General features: G+C 71.8%; 17 protein-coding genes. 1 reads left to right on the top strand and 16 read right to left on the bottom strand.

What is annotated here, in order from left to right:
- Positions 1–66 precede the first annotated feature (66 nt).
- From ACWDAK_RS06770 to ACWDAK_RS06700, 15 genes are all read right to left on the bottom strand, one after another.
- Positions 67–876, bottom strand: a complete 810-nt coding sequence (locus ACWDAK_RS06770; protein WP_427394540.1) for an Fpg/Nei family DNA glycosylase — start codon at positions 874–876, stop codon at positions 67–69.
- Between the two features lie 109 nt (positions 877–985).
- Positions 986–1,810 carry an AAA family ATPase gene (locus tag ACWDAK_RS06765; protein WP_344637197.1) on the bottom strand — a complete coding sequence of 275 codons (825 nt, stop codon included), beginning with the start codon at positions 1,808–1,810 and terminating at the stop codon, positions 986–988.
- 158 nt (positions 1,811–1,968) lie between these two features.
- Positions 1,969–2,409, bottom strand: coding sequence for a type II 3-dehydroquinate dehydratase (gene aroQ / locus ACWDAK_RS06760; protein WP_344637196.1), 441 nt, complete (start codon positions 2,407–2,409; stop codon positions 1,969–1,971).
- On the bottom strand, positions 2,406–3,494 hold the full coding sequence (gene aroB, locus ACWDAK_RS06755) for a 3-dehydroquinate synthase (protein WP_344637195.1): 1,089 nt from the start codon (positions 3,492–3,494) through the stop codon (positions 2,406–2,408). Before aroB ends, aroQ begins: the two co-directional genes overlap by 4 nt.
- A complete protein-coding gene (locus ACWDAK_RS06750) occupies positions 3,491–4,006 on the bottom strand; it encodes a shikimate kinase (RefSeq protein WP_344637194.1) in 516 nt (171 codons plus the stop codon). The genes aroB and ACWDAK_RS06750 overlap by 4 nt, the downstream gene beginning before the upstream one ends.
- Positions 4,003–5,187, bottom strand: a complete 1,185-nt coding sequence (gene aroC, locus ACWDAK_RS06745; protein WP_344637193.1) for a chorismate synthase — start codon at positions 5,185–5,187, stop codon at positions 4,003–4,005. The genes ACWDAK_RS06750 and aroC overlap by 4 nt, the downstream gene beginning before the upstream one ends.
- A gap of 197 nt (positions 5,188–5,384) precedes the next feature.
- Positions 5,385–6,212, bottom strand: coding sequence for a shikimate dehydrogenase (locus ACWDAK_RS06740; RefSeq protein WP_344637192.1), 828 nt, complete (start codon positions 6,210–6,212; stop codon positions 5,385–5,387).
- 431 nt (positions 6,213–6,643) lie between these two features.
- A complete protein-coding gene (gene mltG / locus ACWDAK_RS06735) occupies positions 6,644–8,530 on the bottom strand; it encodes an endolytic transglycosylase MltG (RefSeq protein ID WP_344637191.1) in 1,887 nt (628 codons plus the stop codon).
- A 160-nt stretch (positions 8,531–8,690) separates the two neighbouring features.
- Positions 8,691–9,872 (bottom strand): endolytic transglycosylase MltG, encoded by a 1,182-nt coding sequence (mltG, locus tag ACWDAK_RS06730; protein WP_344637190.1) that lies wholly within the window; start codon positions 9,870–9,872, stop codon positions 8,691–8,693.
- 95 nt (positions 9,873–9,967) lie between these two features.
- On the bottom strand, positions 9,968–10,447 hold the full coding sequence (ruvX, locus tag ACWDAK_RS06725) for a Holliday junction resolvase RuvX (protein WP_344637189.1): 480 nt from the start codon (positions 10,445–10,447) through the stop codon (positions 9,968–9,970).
- Complete coding sequence (alaS, locus tag ACWDAK_RS06720; protein WP_427394541.1) at positions 10,447–13,116, bottom strand: alanine--tRNA ligase; 2,670 nt, start codon at positions 13,114–13,116, stop codon at positions 10,447–10,449. Before alaS ends, ruvX begins: the two co-directional genes overlap by 1 nt.
- A complete protein-coding gene (locus tag ACWDAK_RS06715; protein WP_344637187.1) occupies positions 13,116–13,568 on the bottom strand; it encodes a DUF6167 family protein in 453 nt (150 codons plus the stop codon). Before ACWDAK_RS06715 ends, alaS begins: the two co-directional genes overlap by 1 nt.
- 2 nt (positions 13,569–13,570) lie before the next feature.
- Complete coding sequence (locus ACWDAK_RS06710) at positions 13,571–14,047, bottom strand: DUF948 domain-containing protein (RefSeq protein ID WP_344637186.1); 477 nt, start codon at positions 14,045–14,047, stop codon at positions 13,571–13,573.
- A gap of 775 nt (positions 14,048–14,822) precedes the next feature.
- Positions 14,823–15,437: a 30S ribosomal protein S4 gene (rpsD, locus tag ACWDAK_RS06705; protein WP_344637185.1), complete on the bottom strand. Its 615-nt coding sequence runs from the start codon at positions 15,435–15,437 to the stop codon at positions 14,823–14,825.
- A 416-nt stretch (positions 15,438–15,853) separates the two neighbouring features.
- On the bottom strand, positions 15,854–17,203 hold the full coding sequence (locus ACWDAK_RS06700) for a replication-associated recombination protein A (RefSeq protein ID WP_427394542.1): 1,350 nt from the start codon (positions 17,201–17,203) through the stop codon (positions 15,854–15,856).
- Positions 17,204–17,316: 113 nt separating this feature from the next.
- Between ACWDAK_RS06700 and ACWDAK_RS06695 the strand changes: the two genes are divergently transcribed.
- Positions 17,317–17,817 (top strand): VOC family protein, encoded by a 501-nt coding sequence (locus ACWDAK_RS06695; protein WP_427394543.1) that lies wholly within the window; start codon positions 17,317–17,319, stop codon positions 17,815–17,817.
- Positions 17,818–17,820: 3 nt separating this feature from the next.
- On the opposite strand, the gene ppk2 is transcribed toward ACWDAK_RS06695, so the two are convergent.
- On the bottom strand, positions 17,821–18,690 hold the full coding sequence (ppk2, locus tag ACWDAK_RS06690) for a polyphosphate kinase 2 (RefSeq protein WP_344637182.1): 870 nt from the start codon (positions 18,688–18,690) through the stop codon (positions 17,821–17,823).
- Between the last annotated feature and the right edge of the window lie 203 nt (positions 18,691–18,893).

Below are 18,893 nucleotides of genomic sequence, written 5' to 3'. Positions count from 1 at the left end.
CCCTTCGGGGGCTGGCCTTCGGGGGCACGCGGGACCAGCGCGCGCCGGAGGCCAGCCCCTGCCGGGCTAGCGCTGCTGGCAGGTGGGACACCAGAAGAGGTTGCGCGCGGCGTGCGTCTCGGTGCGCACCTCAGTGCCGCAGACCAGGCAGGGCATCGCGGCCCGGCGGTAGACGTAGACCTCCCCGCCGTGGTCGTCCACCCGGGGCGGGCGCCCCATCGCCTCGGGCGTGTGCTCCGGCCGGACGGTGTCGATCCGGCCCGCGCCGACGCCCTCCCGCATCAGGGCGACCAGATCCGCCCAGATCGCGTCCCACTCGGCGCGCGACAGCTCGCGCCCGGGCCGGTGCGGGGCGATCCCGAGCCGGAACAGCACCTCGGCGCGGTAGACGTTGCCGACCCCGGCCAGCACCTTCTGGTCCATCAGCAGCGCGGCTATCGTCGTACCGCTGCCGGAGATCCGCCGCCAGGCGGCGTCCGGATCGGCGTCCGGCCGCAGCGGATCGGGGCCGAGCCGCCGGTGGACGGCCGCCTTCTCGGCAGGGGTGCGCAGCTCGCAGGTGTTGGGGCCGCGCAGGTCCGCGTACGCGTCGTCGTTCTCCATCCGCAGCCGGACCAGGCCGACGGGGTCGGGGGCCGGGCCGGTGCCGAAGGTGAAACCGCCGTACAGACCGAGGTGGATGTGCAGCCAGGCGCCCTCCTCGAAGCCGAGGAACAGGTGCTTCCCGTGCGCCTGGGCCTCCGTCAGGACCTGCCCGTCGATCAGCTTCGCACCGTCGGCGAACCGGCCCTGCGGGCTGGACACCCGGGCCGGGCGCTGCCCGAAGACCCTGGTGTTCTCGATGGCGAGACGGTGGATGATGTGGCCTTCCGGCACGGGCGCGGCTCCCCCGATAGGTCCGTTGCGACCTTCCAATCATCGCAGCCCCCACCGACAGCGGGAACGCCCCGCCGGCCCCGGAACGGCCGGCCCCGGAAGCGGCCGGTCAGCGCGGGTTGAGATGGTTGACGATCACCCGGTCCAGTGCGGCCGCCGTCTCGCTGACGTCGAGCTGCGAGTTGTCGATGATCGGCAGGCCGGAGTTGTACCAGCCGGCCATCCGACCGTGGATCCGGGCCACCTCGTCGTCGCTCAGCCGCCGGTTGCCGCTGCGCCGGGCGTTGCGCGCCAGCACCGAGTCCAGTCCGGGCAGCAGCACGACCGGGATCATCCCCGGCCCGATGTGCCGCCGCCAGCCGCCCAGGCCGATGGCCGGCCGGTCCGGGAAGACGGCGTCGTCGATGATGCAGGAGATGCCGTTGGCCAGGTAGTTGCGGCAGGCGAACCCGCAGGTGCGGCGGGCCAGCCGGTACTGGGCCTCGGAGGCGTTGTTCCAGCCGGACTGCGGGTTGGCGAAGCCGGACTGCACCCACTCCCGCACGTCGTCCAGGCTGATGTGCGCGGTCGGGGTCGGCCGGCGCTCCGCCCACTGCCGGGCCACGGTGGTCTTGCCCGCACCGGCGGGCCCGATCAGCAGCACGGCGATCGGCCCGGTGGCGGCGTGCAGCGGCGGTGGCGGGGGAAGCTGCACGGGGGCACCGTGCGGCAGCGTGAAGTGCCCGGTCGCCCCGCCCGACGGCACCACGGTCAGCGGCACCGTCGACCGCGAGGCGTACGGCTGTGCCGCGGGCTGCGGCTGCGGGTGCGGCGGCAGGTAGGGCTGCGGGTACGCGGAAGGCTGCTGCGGAGCTCCGGCCTGCGGGTACGACCGATGCCCGCCCGTCGGCCCCTCCGGGCGGACGTTCGGCGGTGCCACCGGTCGCGGCGGCACCTGTCCTCCCCCTGCGTACTGCGTCACTGGCACCTCCCAAGCGGCGACACTACACGTCGGCCCGGCGGCGGGCACAGTCCGCCGCCGGGCCGGTGAGCTGCTGATCAACCGCAGGTCAGCCGCGGATCAGCGGCCGGTGGGCCACCGTTGACCAGGTGTCAGCGGGTGGTGAGCTGCTCGGCGATGGCGCGCAGCGCCAGCTCGTACGAGCCCAGGCCGAAGCCCGCGATGGTGCCGGAGGCGACCGCGGCGATCACCGAGGTGTGCCGGAACTCCTCGCGCGCGTACGGGTTGGAGATGTGCACCTCGATCATCGGTGCGGTCCGCTGGGCGGCGGCGTCGCGCATCGCGTACGAATAGTGCGTGAACGCACCCGGGTTGATCACGACGGGCGTGCCCTCGTCCGCGGCCTGGTGCAGCCATTCGACCATCACCTGCTCGGAGTTGGTCTCCCGCACCTCGACCTCGAAGCCGAACTCCTTGCCGAGCGCCGTGCAGCGCTCGACCAGCCCGGAGTACGAGGTCGCGCCGTACACGTCCGGCTCCCTGCTGCCGAGGCGGCCGAGGTTGGGGCCGTTGAGCACGATGACGCGGGTCATCGCGACACCTCCGTGTAGGCGGCGACCAGCAGGGACGGGTCAGGACCCTCCAGGATGGAGGTCTTGCCGAGGCCGTCCAGGACGACGAAGCGCAGCAGGTCACCGCGCGACTTCTTGTCGATCCTCATGGCGTCCAGCAGCTTCGGCCAGGCGTCCGCGCGGTAGGTCAACGGCAGGCCGACCGAGGCCAGCACCGTGCGGTGGCGGTCGGCCGTGGCGTCGTCCAACCGCCCGGCCAGGCGGCCGAGTTCGGCGGCGAAGACCATGCCGATGGAGATCGCCGCACCGTGCCGCCACTTGTAGCGCTCATTGCGCTCGATGGCGTGGCCCAGCGTGTGGCCGTAGTTGAGGATCTCCCTGCGGCCGGCCTCCTTGAGGTCGCCGGAGACGACGTCGGCCTTGACCTGGATGGCCCGCCGGATCAGCTCCAGGGTGTGCGGCCCGGCCGGGGTGGTGGCGCCCTCGGGGTCGGCCTCGATCAGGTCCAGGATGACCGGGTCCGCGATGAAGCCGGCCTTGATCACCTCGGCCAGGCCGGAGACGTAGTCGTGCTTGGGGACGGTCTCCAGGGTCGCCAGGTCGGCCAGCACGCCGATGGGCGGGTGGAAGGCCCCGACCATGTTCTTGCCCTCGGCGATGTTGATGCCGGTCTTGCCGCCGACCGCCGCGTCCACCATGCCGAGCAGCGTGGTGGGCATGGAGATCCAGCGCACCCCGCGCAGCCAGGTGGCCGCGACGAAGCCCGCCAGGTCGGTGGTGGCACCACCGCCCAGTCCGACGATCACATCGCTGCGGGTGAACCCCGTCTGGCCGAGCACCGACCAGCAGTACGCGGCGACCTCGACGCTCTTGGCGTCCTCGGCGTTGGGCACCTGGAGGACGATCGCCTCGTAGCCCTCGCCCAGCAGGTCCTCACGGATCACGTCGGCGGTCGCGGTCAGCGCCTCCGGGTGGATGACCGCCACCCGCTTCGCCTTGGTTCCGATCGACTTGCCGAGCTCACCGAGCAGTTGGCGGCCGATCAGCACGTCGTACGGGTCGTGGCCGGCGCTGCCACCGACGTGGATGGTGACGGTGTCCGTCATGGGTTCTTCAGCTCCAGTGCTTCGAGTACGGCGTCGGCGACCTGCTCCGGTGTGCGCCCCTCGGTGTCCACCACGGCGGTGGCCACCTCCAGGTACAGCGGACGGCGGGCTTCCATCAGCTCGCGCCAGCGGGCGCGCGGGTTGACGGCGAGCAGCGGGCGCGGCGCGTCCAGGCCGACCCGCTTCACGGCGTCACCGAGGGCGACCTCCAGGAGGACCACCGGGAGCGGCGCCAGCAGCTCACGGGTGGACTCGGCCATGACCGCGCCGCCACCGAGGGCGAGCACACCGTCGTGGGTCTCGGCCGCCGCGCGGACGGCCCGCACCTCCAGCTCGCGGAAGTGCGGCTCGCCCTCGTCGATGAAGATCTCCGGGATCGGCTTGCCCGCCAGCTGCTCGATGTCGGCGTCGGTGTCGCGGAAGGCGACACCGAGCCGCTCGGCGAGCAGGCGGCCGACCGTGCTCTTGCCGGACCCGGGCGGGCCGACCAGCACGACTACCGGACCGGTCATCGGACGATCAGGTGGTCGAGGTAACCCTGCACGTTGCGGCGGGTCTCGGTGACGTTGTCCCCGCCGAACTTCTCGTTCACCGCGTCGGCGAGCACCAGCGCGACCATCGCCTCCGCGACGATCCCGGCGGCCGGGACGGCGCAGACGTCCGAACGCTGGTGGTGCGCCTTGGCCGGCTCGCCGGTACGGACGTCCAGGGTCCGCAGCGCGCGCGGGACGGTGGCGATCGGCTTCATCGCGGCGCGCACCCGCAGCAGCTCGCCGGTGGACAGACCGCCCTCGGTACCACCGGAGCGGCCGGAGGTACGCCGGACGCCCTCGGGGGTCGGGACGATCTCGTCGTGCGCCTCGGAACCGGGGATCCGGGCCAGCTCGAAACCGTCCCCGACCTCGACGCCCTTGATCGCCTGGATGCCCATCAGCGCGGCCGCCAGCCGGGCGTCCAGCCGGCGGTCCCAGTGCACGTGCGAGCCGAGCCCCACCGGCACGCCGTACGCCAGCACCTCGACCACACCGCCCAGGGTGTCGCCGTCCTTGTGCGCCTGGTCGATCTCGGCGACCATCGCGGCGGAGGCCTCCGGGTCCAGGCAGCGCACCGGGTCGGCGTCCAGCTTCGCCTCGTCGGAGGGCTTCGGCAGCACCCCGGCCGGGGCCTTGGCCGAGGCCAGCTCGACCACGTGCGAGACGATCTCGATGCCGCAGGTCTCCTTGAGGTAGGAGCGGGCGACGGTGCCGAGCGCGACCCGGGCGGCCGTCTCCCGGGCGGAGGCGCGCTCCAGGATCGGGCGGGCCTCGTCGATCGAGTACTTCTGCATCCCGGCCAGGTCGGCGTGGCCCGGACGGGGACGGGTGAGCGCCTCGTTGCGGGCCAGACCCGCCAGCACCTCGGGGTCGACCGGGTCGGCCGACATCACCTGCTCCCACTTGGGCCACTCGGTGTTGCCCACCATGATCGCAACCGGGCTGCCCATGGTCAGCCCGTGCCGGACGCCGCCGAGGAAGGTGACCTCGTCCTGCTCGAACTTCATCCGGGCCCCACGGCCATAGCCGAGCCGCCGACGGGCCAACGCGTCGGCCACCATCCCGGTGGTCACCGGCACACCGGCCGGCAGGCCCTCCAGCGTCGCGACCAGTGCGGGGCCGTGCGACTCCCCCGCCGTCAGCCAGCGCAACGTACCCAACGGACCTCCTTCGTCAGCGGCCCGGTCCGCAGTTCGCGGCTACGGCCCGGCCGGGTGTTCCATCCGACGGGCCGAAGTGGGCCCGTCCTACAGGACTGATCCTTTCACGTCGTCCCCGCACAAAGGGCCACAGTCCGGAGAGCGGACACCGCTGCGGACACCCCGCCGCCGGCGTCGGCCGCCCACCGTCATCCGGCTCAGTTCCCGGCGAGCGCCGCCTCCCCGGCCGCACGCATCGCGGCCAGCGGGCCCTCGGAGACACCGGTGAACTGCTCGAACTGGAGCACCGCCTGGTGTACCAGCAGGTCAAGACCGCCCAGCACCGTCGAACCCCGCTCCGCACAGGCCGCGACCAGCCTGGTCGGCCACGGGTGGTACAGCACGTCGAACAGCGCTCCGGGCCGCTCGGGGATCGCATCGGCGAAGTGGTCGGTCGCCCCGGCCGGGGTCGTGGAGACGGTCAGCGGCGCCGCCAGCGCCTGTGCCCCGTGCTCCCAGTCGGCGGTCCGCACGCTCAACCCGAGCCGCTCGCCGAGCGAGCGCATCTCGGCGGCCCGCTCGGCGCTGCGCACGTACGCCGTCACCTCGCCGTCGCACACCTGGGCCAGCGCCGCCAGCGCGGAGGACGCGGTGGCGCCCGCGCCGAGCACGGCGGCGCTCTCCACCCGCTCGATCCCCCGCTCGCGCAGCGCGTTCACCAGGCCCGGCACATCGGTGTTGTCCCCGCTGCGCCGCCCCTCCGGGTGGAACACCACGGTGTTCACCGCGTCCACGGACAGCGCCGTCGCGCTCACCTCGTCCAGCAGCGGGATGACCGCCCGCTTCAACGGCATGGTCAGCGACAGCCCGGCCCACTCCGGCCCCAACTCCCCCACGAAGGCGGCCAGCCCGTCCTCACCCACCTCGAACCGGTCGTACCGCCAGTCGTCCAGCCCGAGCGCCGCGTACCCGGCCCGATGCAGCACGGGCGACAGCGAGTGCGCGATCGGCGAACCGAGCACGGCGGCCCGGTGGTAGGTCCTCACGTGGGTTCCCCATTCCGTGCCTGATCCGGCCAACTCCGAACGGAGAACCGGACAATCCCCAGGTTTCGGCAAAGACAGCAGGTGGAGAGGGAGCCAGGCTCCGGGCGGCACTTCCGCCAGGCCAGTACCGACAACCTCGCAAGGAGCAACTATGTCACGCTTCGTCCGCGCGACCGCCGCGGCCGCGACGACCCGTCGTTCTCTACGCCGGCGGCCGCCGATGGCAGCCTCGCCCGTCGGCTCGCGACCAGCAACCAGGGAGAGGCCCTGGAGGCCCTGCAACTGAGCGCCGACTCGGGCTTCTTGAACAAGACCGACTCCATGCCGCGCTGCCACCGGCGAATATCCGTACCCGCCGACCGTCATGTCAGGTCGGCGGGTACGGCATCAGCGCCTCGCGGGTGCCGACCTCGCCCTCGGGGCCGTCCGTGTCAGCTCTTGCACATACCGCGCACGGGGTCGAAGCCCTTGCCACGGGCCGTGCAGTACTCCTGGACGTTCTTCTTGTGCTCGTCGAAGGTGGTCGCGAAGCGGGTCTCGGTCGGGGACATCGCGATCCAGTACGCCCAGTCGCCCGGGGTCGGGTTCAGCGCCGCCTTGATGGCGTCGTCGCCCGGGTTGCTGATCGGACCGGGCGGCAGGCCGTGGTTGACGTAGGTGTTGTACGCCAGCGACTTGTCGCCGATCTCCTTGTCCGACATCGTCGTACGGCCGAGCTGGTACTGGAGCGTGGTGTCCATGCCCAGGTAGGTGTTGCTCTTCAGCCGGTTGGCGACGACTCGGGCCATCTTGCCGAAGTCCGCCGAGTTGTTGCCCTCGGCCTGCACGATGCTGGCCTCGATGAGCACCTGGTAGCCGTCCTTCACACCGGCCTGCTGCGCTCCGGCGTCCAGGTTGAGCTGCTTGAAGTGGTCGACAGCCGTCGAGACCATCTGCTTGAGCAGGTCCTCGGGCTTCATGCCGTCGGTGACCGAGTACTTGGTCGGGTAGAGGAAGCCCTCGATGTTGCCGTGGGCGTAGTCCGGCAGGCCGAGCTCGTTGACCTTGTCCTTGGCGACGCCTGCCGTGGTGCCGTTGGGGAGCTTCAGCTTGGCGTCGATCTTCGCGTAGATGTCGACGGCCTTCTTGCCCTCGGGGATGGTGAGCGCGTTGCCGCCGTTGGAATCGACCATCTTGGCCACCGCGGCCGCAGCCGACATCTGGTGGGCGAGGGTGTAGGTACCGGGCTGGATCGAGGCACCCTTGGGGTTCTTGCCGACCGCGTTGACGAACGCCCCGATGCTCTTGACCACGTCGGCGTCCTTGAGTGCCTGGCCCATCGCCTGACCGGAGTCGCCGGTCTTGATCTCCACGTTCACCGAGCCGCTGCCGTCGCCGCTGTAGTCCGGCGGCGGACCGAAGTGCGTCTGGTAGAAGCCGTAACCCCACCAGCCCGCACCGGCGGTGGCACCGAGCAGGCAGACCGCGACGATCAGGCAGGCACCGCGGTTGCGGCGGCCCTCCTTCTTGCCCTTCTCCTTGCGCTTGCGATCGGACTCCCGGGTCTCCGGCTCCTCGTCACCGCCGAAGAGGGACGGACGGTCCTCCTCGACCGCATCGGCGTCCTCGGGATGCCCGTCGTGGAGCTCGTCGTCCACCCACTCCTCGACGGCCGGCTCGGCCGCCGGGGCGTCGAGCGCGGCGGCCTCGGCCTCCCAGTCGATCCCGTCCGGACCCGGGCCCGCGGGCCGCGGTACGCGCGGAGACTGCGGGGCCTGGGGAGCCTGCGGCTGGCGGACGGGCTGTCCCGGCTGCGGCATCTGCTGCTGCGGGAACTGCTGCCCTGGCTGCCCGAGTTGCCCGGTCTGCCCCATTTGCCCCGGCTGCCCGGGCTGCCCCTGCGGCATGAACTGCTGCGGTACCGCCTGCTGCTGGACCTGCTGGGCCATCTGCTGCGGCATCTGCTGCTGCGGGTAGCCGAACTGGTCGTACTGCCCGCCGCCCTGCACGAACTGGCCCTGCTGCTGTGCCTGTTGCATCATCTGCTGCTGGACGTTGAACTGCTGGCCGCCGAGCGTCTGGCCGCCCTGCTGCTGCGCCTGCGGGACCTGCTGCCCGTACTGGTCCTGCTGCCAGCCCTGCTGCTGCGGGAAACCCTGCTGGACGAACTGGGCCTGGTCGAACTGCTGGCCCTGCTGCTGTTGGGGCACCTGCTGCCAGGCCCCGGTCTGCTGGTGCTGCTGCGGCATCTGCTGCTGCTCCTGGCCGCCGTATCCAGGGTCGCCTGGGTGCCACGGCTGCGCGCCCTGGGGCTGGTAGCCCCCGCCCAGATCAGTCATCGAACCCCTTATGCCAACCGACAGGACAGAGCCGACCGCGCCCACTGGCCGGCCGCCCGGGAGTTGGTCCCGGTGACTCCTCGAACCGGCGTGCTAGCGCAACGCCCGGGGGAAGACGTTACCGTACCGCAGCAAACCGTCCACCCGGGGCGAGGCGGCGTCAGTGAGCAGCGGCGCTCGGCGAGGAACCTCTCCCGGCCTGGTTGGCGTTGAATTCGGCGACGTTCTTCTGCTGCTGGTCAAGGCTGTCGGTGAAGCGGGTGTCGCCGGGTTTCACGGTCACGAAGTAGAGCCAGTCGCCGTCTGCCGGGTGGGCGGCCGCGCGCAGTGCGTCCTGCCCGGGGTTGGCGATCGGGGTGGGCGGCAGACCGGCGTGCAGATAGGTGTTGAACGGGGATTCCAGCCTGGTGTCGGCACCGGTCGTGGTGATCGTGGAGCGGCCCAGCGCGTAGTTGATGGTCGAGTCGAGCTGCAGCGGCATGTTCTTCGCCAGGCGGTTGTAGATGACCCTGGCGACCTTCGCCATGTCCTCGGGGTTGTCCGCCTCGCCCTCCAGCAGACTGGCGACGGTCACCAGCTGGTACGGGGACTGGCGGTTGACCGTCGCCGCCGCCTCGACGTTCTCCTCCTGGTACACCCGCAGGCTCTGCTCCACCATCTGCTTGAGCAGGTCGGTCGCGGTGGTGCCGTCGGTGACGGGGTAGGTGGCGGGGAACAGGAAGCCCTCGATCCTCCCGTTGGTGAACTGCGGCAGTTCCAGGTTCCCGAGCTGCTGCTGGGCGGTCTTCTGGGTGGTGCCGGGCAGCAGCTTCAGCCGCTGGTCGATCGCGGCGTAGACCCGGGTGGCCCGCCAGCCCTCGGGGATGGTGAGCGCGTTGGCGTTGGCCGGGTCGAGCAGCACACCCAACGCGGCGGCCGCGGACATCTTCCGCTTCAGCGCGTACGTGCCGGGCTGGATCCGGGTCCCTGCCGGGCTGTTGGCCGCCACATCCGTGAAGGCTTCGACACTGGCCACCACATCAGCTTTCACAAGACTCTTACCGATCTGGGTGAGGCTGGCGCCCTTGGGCACCGACACCGTCACCGCCCCCGTGCCGTTCCCCACGTAGTCGGCCGCCTTGGGCTGCCCCTTCGGCCAGAGCAGCAGCCCGGCGACCACCACCACGCCCGCCACCGCCAGCAACGCCAGGACGCTCAGGCAGCAGGCCGCGGCGGTGCGCCGCCGCCGGGGGTCCGGCGGTCTGTACCCGTACGGCTCACCCGGCGGCAGGCCCTCCGGCTCGGTCACGGGTGCGCCGAGGTGTCCGGGGGTCAGGCCTGGGGTGGCGTACGGGTCGGTCATGGCGGCTTCCTGGTCGTGGTCGGTGGACGACACCACGAGGGGGCCCGTGCGGACGCGTCCGCACGGGCCCCCTCAGGGAAGCTAGACCAGACCGGTCAGTTCATCGGCTCGACGCACTCGCCGGGCGCGCGGCCACTCACCCGTTCGGTCTCCAGGGCGCTCTGCAGGATCACCACGGCCGCTGCCTGGTCGATCACCGAGCGGCCCTTCTTGGAGCTCCGCCCGGAGGCCCGCAGGCCCTGGGCGGCGGTGACCGTGGTCATCCGCTCGTCCACCAGACGGACCGTCACCGGGGCGATCAGCGCGGCCAGCCGTCCGGCGTACGCCCGGACCTTGGCCGCGGCCGGGCCTTCCTTGCCGCTCAATGAGCGGGGCAGGCCGACCACGACCTCGATCGCGTCGTACTCCTCGACGATCTCCTTGAGCCGCGCCTGGGAGCGGCCCCCGGCGGGGACCGTCTCCACGGGCGTGGCGAGCAGCCCGTCGGGATCGCAGGACGCGACCCCGATCCGGGCGTCGCCGACGTCCACGGCGATCCGGCGGCCCCGACGGAAGACCTTCTCCTCGCCGAACATCAGCTCGCGCGCTCCACGACCAGGGCGCGGACGGCGGCGATCGCCTCGTCCACGGCGGCCGGGTTGCTGCCACCGCCCTGGGCGACGTCGTCCTTGCCGCCACCGCCGCCGCCGAGGGTCTTGGCGGCGGTGCGGACCAGCTCGCCGGCCTTGATGCCGCGCGAGCGGGCGTCCTCGTTGGTGGCGATCACGGTGAGCGGGCGGTCGTTCGCCACGGTGAAGGCGGCGACCACGGCCGGGCGGGAGCCCAGCCGGCCCCGGACGTCCAGGACCAGCTTGCGCAGCTCGTCCGCGCCGGTGCCGTCGGCGACCCTGGCCGCGACCAGGGCGATGCCCCGGACGTCCTCGGCCGAGTCGGCGAGACCGGCGGCTGCCGCGAGGACCTTCTCGGCGCGGAAGCGCTCGATCTCCTTCTCGGCGTCCTTGAGCTTGGCGAGCATGCCCGAGATCTTCTCCGGCAGCTCCTCCGGGCGGCCCTTGACCAGCTCGGTCAGCTGGGAGACCACGGTGTGCTCGCGGGCCAGGAAGCGGTACGCGTCCACGCCGACCAGCGCCTCGACGCGGCGCACGCCGGAGCCGATCGAGGACTCGCCGAGCAGCTTCACCAGGCCCAGCTGGGCGGTGTTGCCGACGTGGGTGCCACCGCACAGCTCCTTGGAGAAGTCGCCGATGGTGACCACGCGGACCTCGTCGCCGTACTTCTCGCCGAACATGGCGATGGCGCCGGCCCTGCGGGCCTGGTCCATCGTCATGACCTCGGCGGTGACGTCCAGTTCGCGGCTCAGCACCTCGTTGATCCGCTGCTCGACGTCGGTCAGCACGCTGCCGGGGACGGCGGCGGGCGAGCCGAAGTCGAAGCGGAAGCGGCCCGGGGCGTTCTCCGAACCGGCCTGGGCGGCCGTCGGGCCGAGCGCGTCGCGCAGCGCCTGGTGGGTCAGGTGGGTGGCCGAGTGCGCGCGGGAGACGGCCCGGCGGCGCTCCACGTCGATGGTGGCGTACGCGGAGGCACCGAGCACCACCTCGCCGAACAGCACCCCGCCGGAGTGCACGATCACGCCGGGCACCGGCTGCTGGACGTCGCGGATCTCGACCACCGCGCCCGACTCCAGGCGGAGCCGGCCGTGGTCGGCCAGCTGGCCGCCGCCCTCGGCGTAGAACGGGGTGCGGTCGAGGATGATCTCCACCTCGTCGCCCTCGGTGGCGGCCGGCGAGGGAACGCCGTCCACCAGCAGGCCGACCACGGTGGCCTCGCCCTCGGTGGCGGCGTAGCCGGTGAACACGGACGCGCCGGCCCGGTCGGCGACCTCGCGGTACGCGGCGACGTCGGCGTGGCCCATCTTCTTGGCCTTGGCGTCGGCCTTGGCGCGGTCCCGCTGCTCCTGCATCAGCCGGCGGAAGCCGGCCTCGTCCACCTGGAGGCCCTGCTCCTCGGCCATCTCCAGGGTGAGGTCGATCGGGAAGCCGTAGGTGTCGTGCAGCTTGAACGCCTGCTCGCCGGAGAGCACCGCGCCACCGGCCTGCCTGGTCTCGGTGACGGCGGCGTCCAGCAGGTTGGTGCCGGCGCGCAGGGTCTGCAGGAAGGCGGCCTCCTCGCCGGTGACGACCGTCTCGATGCGCTTGCGGTCGGTCTCCAGCTCCGGGTACTGCGGGGCCATCGCCTTGATCGCGATGTCGGTGAGCTCCTTGGCCACCGGATCGGTGGCGCCCAGCAGGCGCATGTTGCGGATGGCGCGGCGCAGGATGCGGCGCAGCACGTAGCCGCGGCCCTCGTTGCCGGGGGTGACGCCGTCGCCGACCAGCATCAGCGCGGTGCGGATGTGGTCGGTGACCACGCGCAGCGAGACGTCCGACTTGTGGTCGGCGCCGTAGGTGTGGCCGGTGAGCTCGGCGGCCCGGTCCAGGATCATCCGGCTGGTGTCGATCTCGAAGAGGTTGTCGACGCCCTGCAGGATCGCGGCCAGGCGCTCCAGACCGAGACCGGTGTCGATGTTCTTGCTCGGCAGGTCGCCGAGGATCTCGAAGCCGTCCTTGCCGTCACCGTGGCCGCGCTCGTACTGCATGAAGACCAGGTTCCAGATCTCCAGGTAGCGCTCGCCGTTGACGGCCGGGCCGCCCTCCTCGCCGTAGGCGGGGCCGCGGTCGTAGTTGATCTCCGAGCACGGGCCGCACGGGCCGGGGACGCCCATCGACCAGAAGTTGTCCTTCATGCCCAGGCGCTGGATGCGCTCGGCCGGGACACCGATCACCTCGCGCCAGATCTGCTCGGCCTCGTCGTCGTCCTGGTAGACGGTGATCCAGAGCTTCTCCTTCTCCAGGCCGTAGCCGCCGTCCGCGACGGGAGTGGTGAGCAGCTCCCAGGCGAACTTGATGGCTCCTTCCTTGAAGTAGTCACCGAAGGAGAAGTTGCCGCACATCTGGAAGAAGGAGCCGTGCCGGGTGGTCTTGCCGACCTCCTCGATGTCCAGGGTGCGGACGCACTTCTGCACGCTGGTGGCACGGGTGAAGCTGGGCTTGACCTCGCCCAGGAAGTACGGCTTGAAGGGCACCATGCCGGCGTTGACCAGCAGCAGGGTGGGGTCGTCGGCGACCAGGGACGCCGACGGAACGACAGTGTGCCCGCGCTCCTCGAAGAATCGCAGCCAGCGGCGGCGGATCTCTGCCGACTCCATCAGTGGTCCTTCCGGTTGGGTGTTCCGCCCGGCAGCTCGTCGAGCCGACGGGGCGTTGCAGCTATGGCTTGGGGGGTGGTGCCTTGGGCGGTGGTACGAAGACCGCGGGACGGGGGCAGGGCGGCGGCCGGGGAACCCGGCGCCGCCGAGATAGCTCGGTACTGGGGCTCGGCCCGCAGTGCCCGGCCGCCCGCGAGGCGACGGCGCTGCGGCTCGACCACGGCGGTGCCGTCCAGGCCCAGGTCGGCCCTGAGCTGCTCCTCGCGCTCGGTCATCCCGCTGCGGACCTCGGCAGCGAAACCCTTGGCCAGGTCGCCCAGGTGCAGGGCACCGCGGACCGCGGTGCCCGACAGGCTGTCGGGGGTGAGCCTACGGGTGGCCTCGTCGGCCTTCTTCATGGCCCACACGGTGGCACCGGCGCCGACGGCCATCCAGAAGATTCGTCGGACCATCGTCAGCCCCTCACGGCTCGCCGGACACGGGAGAGCAGGCCGCCTCGCGGCGCGGTGGCCGCCCGGACCTCCGCCCGGATCAGCCGGGCCAGTTCCTCGCGCTCACCCGGCTGCTGCGGGACCGTCAGTCCGGCCTGCCGGCGGTTCACCGCCTTGCGGACGCCGTAGCTGAACGCGGCGACCTTGACCAGCGGGCCCCCGATGGTGGCGGCGACGGTGGAGGAGAGCGCGTTCGCGTTGGCGGCGGCGTCCTGCACGTTGGCGGTGATCTCGTCCACCCGCTCCAACTGCTCGTTGGCGCTGCGGACGGCCGCGCCCGCGTCCACCAGCAGCGGTACGGCCTGCTCGGTCACCGCGGAGACCAGGACGGTGGCCTCCTTCAGCACCCGGGAGAGCCGGACCAGCACCACCGCGAGCAGGGTGACCAGGACCGCCCAGAACACGGCCACCAGCAGGCCGGCCAGCTCTCCCACGGACACCTTGCGCGCTCCCTCGCCTTGCAACTTCCTCAGAGGGGAACCCTACCGTGACCACGTGCGGTTTCCCGACCGGATTCCCCTCCGCAACCGATCTTGCGCACAGGGGTGCCGCTTCGCGGGCACGGCAGCCGCGCGCCCCGCCCCTCACGGCCGGGGCCGGCACGCGCGCGGCTTCCACCCGAAAGCGCCGCCCGCCCTACCGGTGAGTTCGCCGTGAGCCGGGTGTCGGCCGCGTCGTTGTCGCCTTCGACGATCGTCCAGAACCGGGGGCAGCGCATGGAGAACCATCCGAGAACACCGAACCGGCCGACCGCGACGGCCCGCACCGGGAGTGCGAGGCGCGGGCCAGAGCGGGGCTCACCGAGCAGGAGTTCACCGAGGCGTTCGACCTGGGCACCGCGCTCGACCTGGACTCAGCGGTGCTCCGCGCACCCGGCGGCGAGCTGCCCGGTCCGGCCGGCGAAGGAGGCATGCCCGGCCCCAGGCCGCCGGTGCGCCCGTCCCCGGTCCCCATCCGCTGACGCCGGCGAGAGCAGCCCGAGCCGAAGGGCGCGCCGGTGCCGAAAGCGACGAACGACAAGCGAGCGGAGGAGGCACCCCCGGCCGAAGGCGGGCAAGGCGGGCGGGTGTCGGCACCGGCTCCGTCGATCAGCGGCTCCGCCGCGGGGAGCGCCCGGAGGCGAGCGGGCGAGTAGCAGAGAGGCCCCGGAAAGGGGTGAACCCCCGCAGCCCGAAGGCTGCGGGGGTTCGGTGCCGCAGGGGCACTGCTCGCGGGTCAGCGCGAGTAGTACTCGACGACCAGCTGCTCGTCGCAGACGACCGGGACCTCACGACGCTGCGGGAGACGGTCCAGGCGGAAGGCCAGGGCCTTCAGGTTGACCTCGAGGTACTTCGGGGTCTGGCCCTCGCCCGCGTTGCCACCCTCACGGGCGATCTCGAACGGGGTCTTGGCCTTGCTGCGCTCGCGGACGGTGACGACGTAGCCCGGCTTCATCTGGAACGACGGCTTGTTGACCTTGCTGCCGTTGACCTCGATGTGGCCGTGCACGACCATCTGGCGGGCCTGGTAGATGGTGCGGGCGATGCCCGAACGCAGGACCAGGGCGTCCAGACGGGTCTCCAGCTCGGCGATGAGCGCCTCACCGGTCTTGCCCTGGACCTTCTTGGCACGCTCGAAGGCGCGGGCCAGCTGCTTCTCGCTGAGGTCGTACTGCGCGCGCAGACGCTGCTTCTCGGTCAGACGGACCTTGTAGTCAGAGTTCTGCTTGCGGCCACGGCCGTGCTGGCCGGGCGGGTACGGGCGGGCCTCGAAGTACTTGACGGACTTCGGGGTCAGCGGAACGCCCAGCGCACGGGCAATCTTGACCTTGGGGCGCTTCTGGTTCGCCATGAACCATTACCTCTCTTGCTTTTCGAATACGGCTTCACCAGGTGTTGACGGAGGTTGCTCCTCGCGACCCGGAGAAAACCATCCGGGGATGGTCAGCCGCTCTCCGAGGCCGGGCACATCTGTGCTTGCACACGTACGGCCCACCGCCCATGGGGTGGTGGGCTGCCCGCGACACCGAAACCGGTGCGCAACGCTCCTTGCACTACCCCCGAAGGGGTAATCGGCCGTTGTCCCGCTGGTGCGGCCGGTCGGTCGGGTCTGCACCCCACCGCCAGGCCCGGGACATGGCACTCAGGGCGAGTATACCGTCGATCACTCACGCCCACTGACCACCCTCGGCGCCGCCGGGAGGGCAGGGCCGGCCCGCCGGACCACGGCGCCCCCGGAGGGGAGCCGCGGGAGGCGGCCGGGCGGCGTCACTCGCCCTTCAGCCTGGCCCTCGTCCACTCGACGGTGTCCGCGTAGCGGGCCTCCCCGCCGTGCCTGGTCGGGTGGTAGTACTCCTTGCCGTGGACGGAGTCCGGCGCGTACTGCTGCGCCGCGATCCCGCCGGGCAGGTCGTGCGGGTACTGGTAGCCCTGGCCGTGGCCGAGCTTGCTGGCGCCGCCGTAGTGCGCGTCCCGCAGGTGCGGCGGCACGGCACCGGCCAGCCCCTGCCGCACGTCGGCCAGCGCGGCGTCGATCGCCAGGTACGCGGCGTTGGACTTGGGCGCCAGGGCGAGTGCGATGGCGGCCTGGGAGAGGATGATCCGCGCCTCGGGGAAGCCGATCAGCGCGACCGCCTGGGCGGCCGCCACGGCGGTGGGCAGTGCGGTCGGGTCGGCCAGGCCGATGTCCTCGCTGGCGGAGATCATCAGGCGGCGGGCGATGAAGCGCGGGTCCTCACCGGCCTCGATCATCCGCGCCAGGTAGTGCAGGGTGGCGTCCACGTCGCTGCCCCGGATCGACTTGATCAGGGCGCTGGCGACGTCGTAGTGCTGGTCGCCGTCCCGGTCGTAGCGGACTGCGGCCTGGTTGACCGCGGTCTCGGTGGTGGCGAGGGTGAGCGTGGCCTCGCCCTTCTCCAGTGCCGCACCGGCCGCCGCCTCCAGCGTGGTCAGCGCCCGGCGGGCGTCTCCCTGGGCCAGCCGGACCAGGTGGTCCTCGGCCTCGGCGCTCAGCTCCACGCTGCCCGCCAGCCCGCGCTCGTCCGCCACCGCGCGGCGCAGCAGGGCCCGGACGTCCTCGTCCGTGAGCGACTCCAGGGTGAGCAGCAGGGAACGGGAGAGCAGTGGGGAGATCACCGAGAAGTACGGATTCTCGGTGGTGGCGGCGATCAGGGTGACCCAGCGGTTCTCCACGGCGGGCAGCAGGGAGTCCTGCTGGGCCTTGGAGAACCGGTGGATCTCGTCCAGGAAGAGCACGGTCTCCCGGCCGGTCATACCGACGGCCCGGCGGGCACCGTCGATGACCGCGCGGACCTCCTTGACCCCGGCGGTGATCGCGGAGAGCTCGACGAAGCGGCCCTCGACTGCCTGGCTGATGACATGGGCGAGGGTGGTCTTGCCGGTGCCGGGCGGGCCCCAGAGGATCACCGAGCTGGTGGTAGCAGGGCCCTTGGCGCCGGAGACCAGGCGGCGCAGTGGCGATCCGGGCTTGAGCAGCTGGCGCTGACCCGCGACCTCGTCGAGGGTGCGCGGGCGCATCCGAACGGCGAGCGGGGCCCGGCCGGGCTCCTTGGTCTGGCGTTCCTCGGCGGCTGCGGTGAAGAGGTCCGGTTCTTCCACGCGTGAAGCCTATGCGAGCGGGGTGACAGTTCAGACCGAAGCATTTGGTTCGAATTTGAACCTGATCGGCGTACGCTGGCTGCGCCAGACCTCAGTACCCCCGGGAGCCCACCATGCCCGTCCGCCGCCTCAACCACGCGGTGCTCTGGATCCGCGACGTCGACCGCTCGGTCGCGTTCTACACCGACGTCTTCGGGTTCCGGCTCGATCACCTGATCCCCGGCCGGGCCGCCTTCCTCAGCGCCCCCGGCAGCCTCAACGACCACGACCTGGGCCTGTTCGCGATCGGTGCGAACGCCCCCGGCCCCGAACAGGGTCGGGTCGGGCTCTACCACCTGGCCTGGGAGGTCGGCACGCTCGGCGAGCTGGCCGAGCTCGGCGCCAGGCTGGACGGACTCGGCGCGCTGGTCGGCGCGACCGACCACCTGGTGTCCAAGTCCTTCTACGCCAAGGACCCGGACGGCAACGAGTTCGAGCTGATGTGGCGCGTCCCGCGCGAGGACTGGCCGAGCGAGGACTCCGGGCTGCGTTCGGGCCCGCTCGACCTGGCCAAGGCACTGGAGCGCTGGGGCCCGGACCTGGCCACCGGCGCCGCGGCCGGCCAGCCGACCTGACGGCTACCGCGCCGTCCGCCCGTCCGCCCCGTCGGCCTGCTCCAGCCGCGCCGCGTGGTCCGGCACGTACCTCTGCAGATCACGCGGCGGGCGCCGGTAGCCCTTGGACGGCGGCCTGGGCGGCAGCTCGACCGGCGGCTTCTCGATCTCCCGGTACGGGATGCTGGAGAGCAGGTGGGCGATCATGTTGATCCTGGACCGCCGCTTGTCGTCGCTCTCCACCACGTTCCACGGCGAGCCGGGCAGGTCGGTGTGGGCGAACATCTCGTCCTTGGCCCGCGAGTAGTCCTCCCAGCGGGTGATCGACTCGGTGTCCATCGGTGAGAGCTTCCACCGCCGCATCGGGTCCTCCAGGCGGGAGCGGAAGCGCCGCTCCTGCTCCTCCAGGCTGACCGAGAACCAGTACTTGCGGAGCAGGATGCCCGCCTCGATCAGCATCCGCTCGAAGGTCGGGCACTGGTGCAGGAACTGCTGGTACTCCTCGTCGGTGCAGAAGCCCATCACCCGCTCCACGCCTGCCCGGTTGTACCAGCTGCGGTCGAACAGCACGATCTCGCCCGCCGCGGGCAGCTGTTCGACGTACCGCTGGAAGTACCACTGGCCGCGCTGGCGCTCGGTCGGCACCGGGAGGGCCGCGATCCGGGCCACGCGCGGGTTCAGGTACTCCGTCACCCGCTTGATCGCGCCGCCCTTGCCCGCCGCGTCCCGACCCTCGAAGACCACCACCAGCCGGGCGCTCTCGGCCCGGACCCACTCCTGGAGCTTCACCAACTCACCCTGCAGCCGCAGGAGTTCCTGCTCGTACACCTTCTGGGGAAGCCGATCGGGTGCCGCCGCCACTGTGCCCTCCGCTCGCCGGATGCCGATGAGCATCCACGCTACGGGCGATCCCCCGCCGCCGCAGGTGACGGCGCCGGATCGGACGGTGCCCCCGCCAGGCGTCCGGGCGGCCTCGGCCGCCGGGTTCCCGGGCCGGTCGACGCTCCGTCGGTACGAGGCAGCGATCGGCGACGGCACCGGCAGCCCCCTGCACTGCCGGTACCGGTCCGCCTCGCGGCTGATCAACTCTGCCCTGC

The sequence above is a fragment of the Kitasatospora sp. NPDC001175 genome, assembly GCF_053598215.1.
This window is presented reverse-complemented; position numbering and strand designations above follow the sequence as displayed.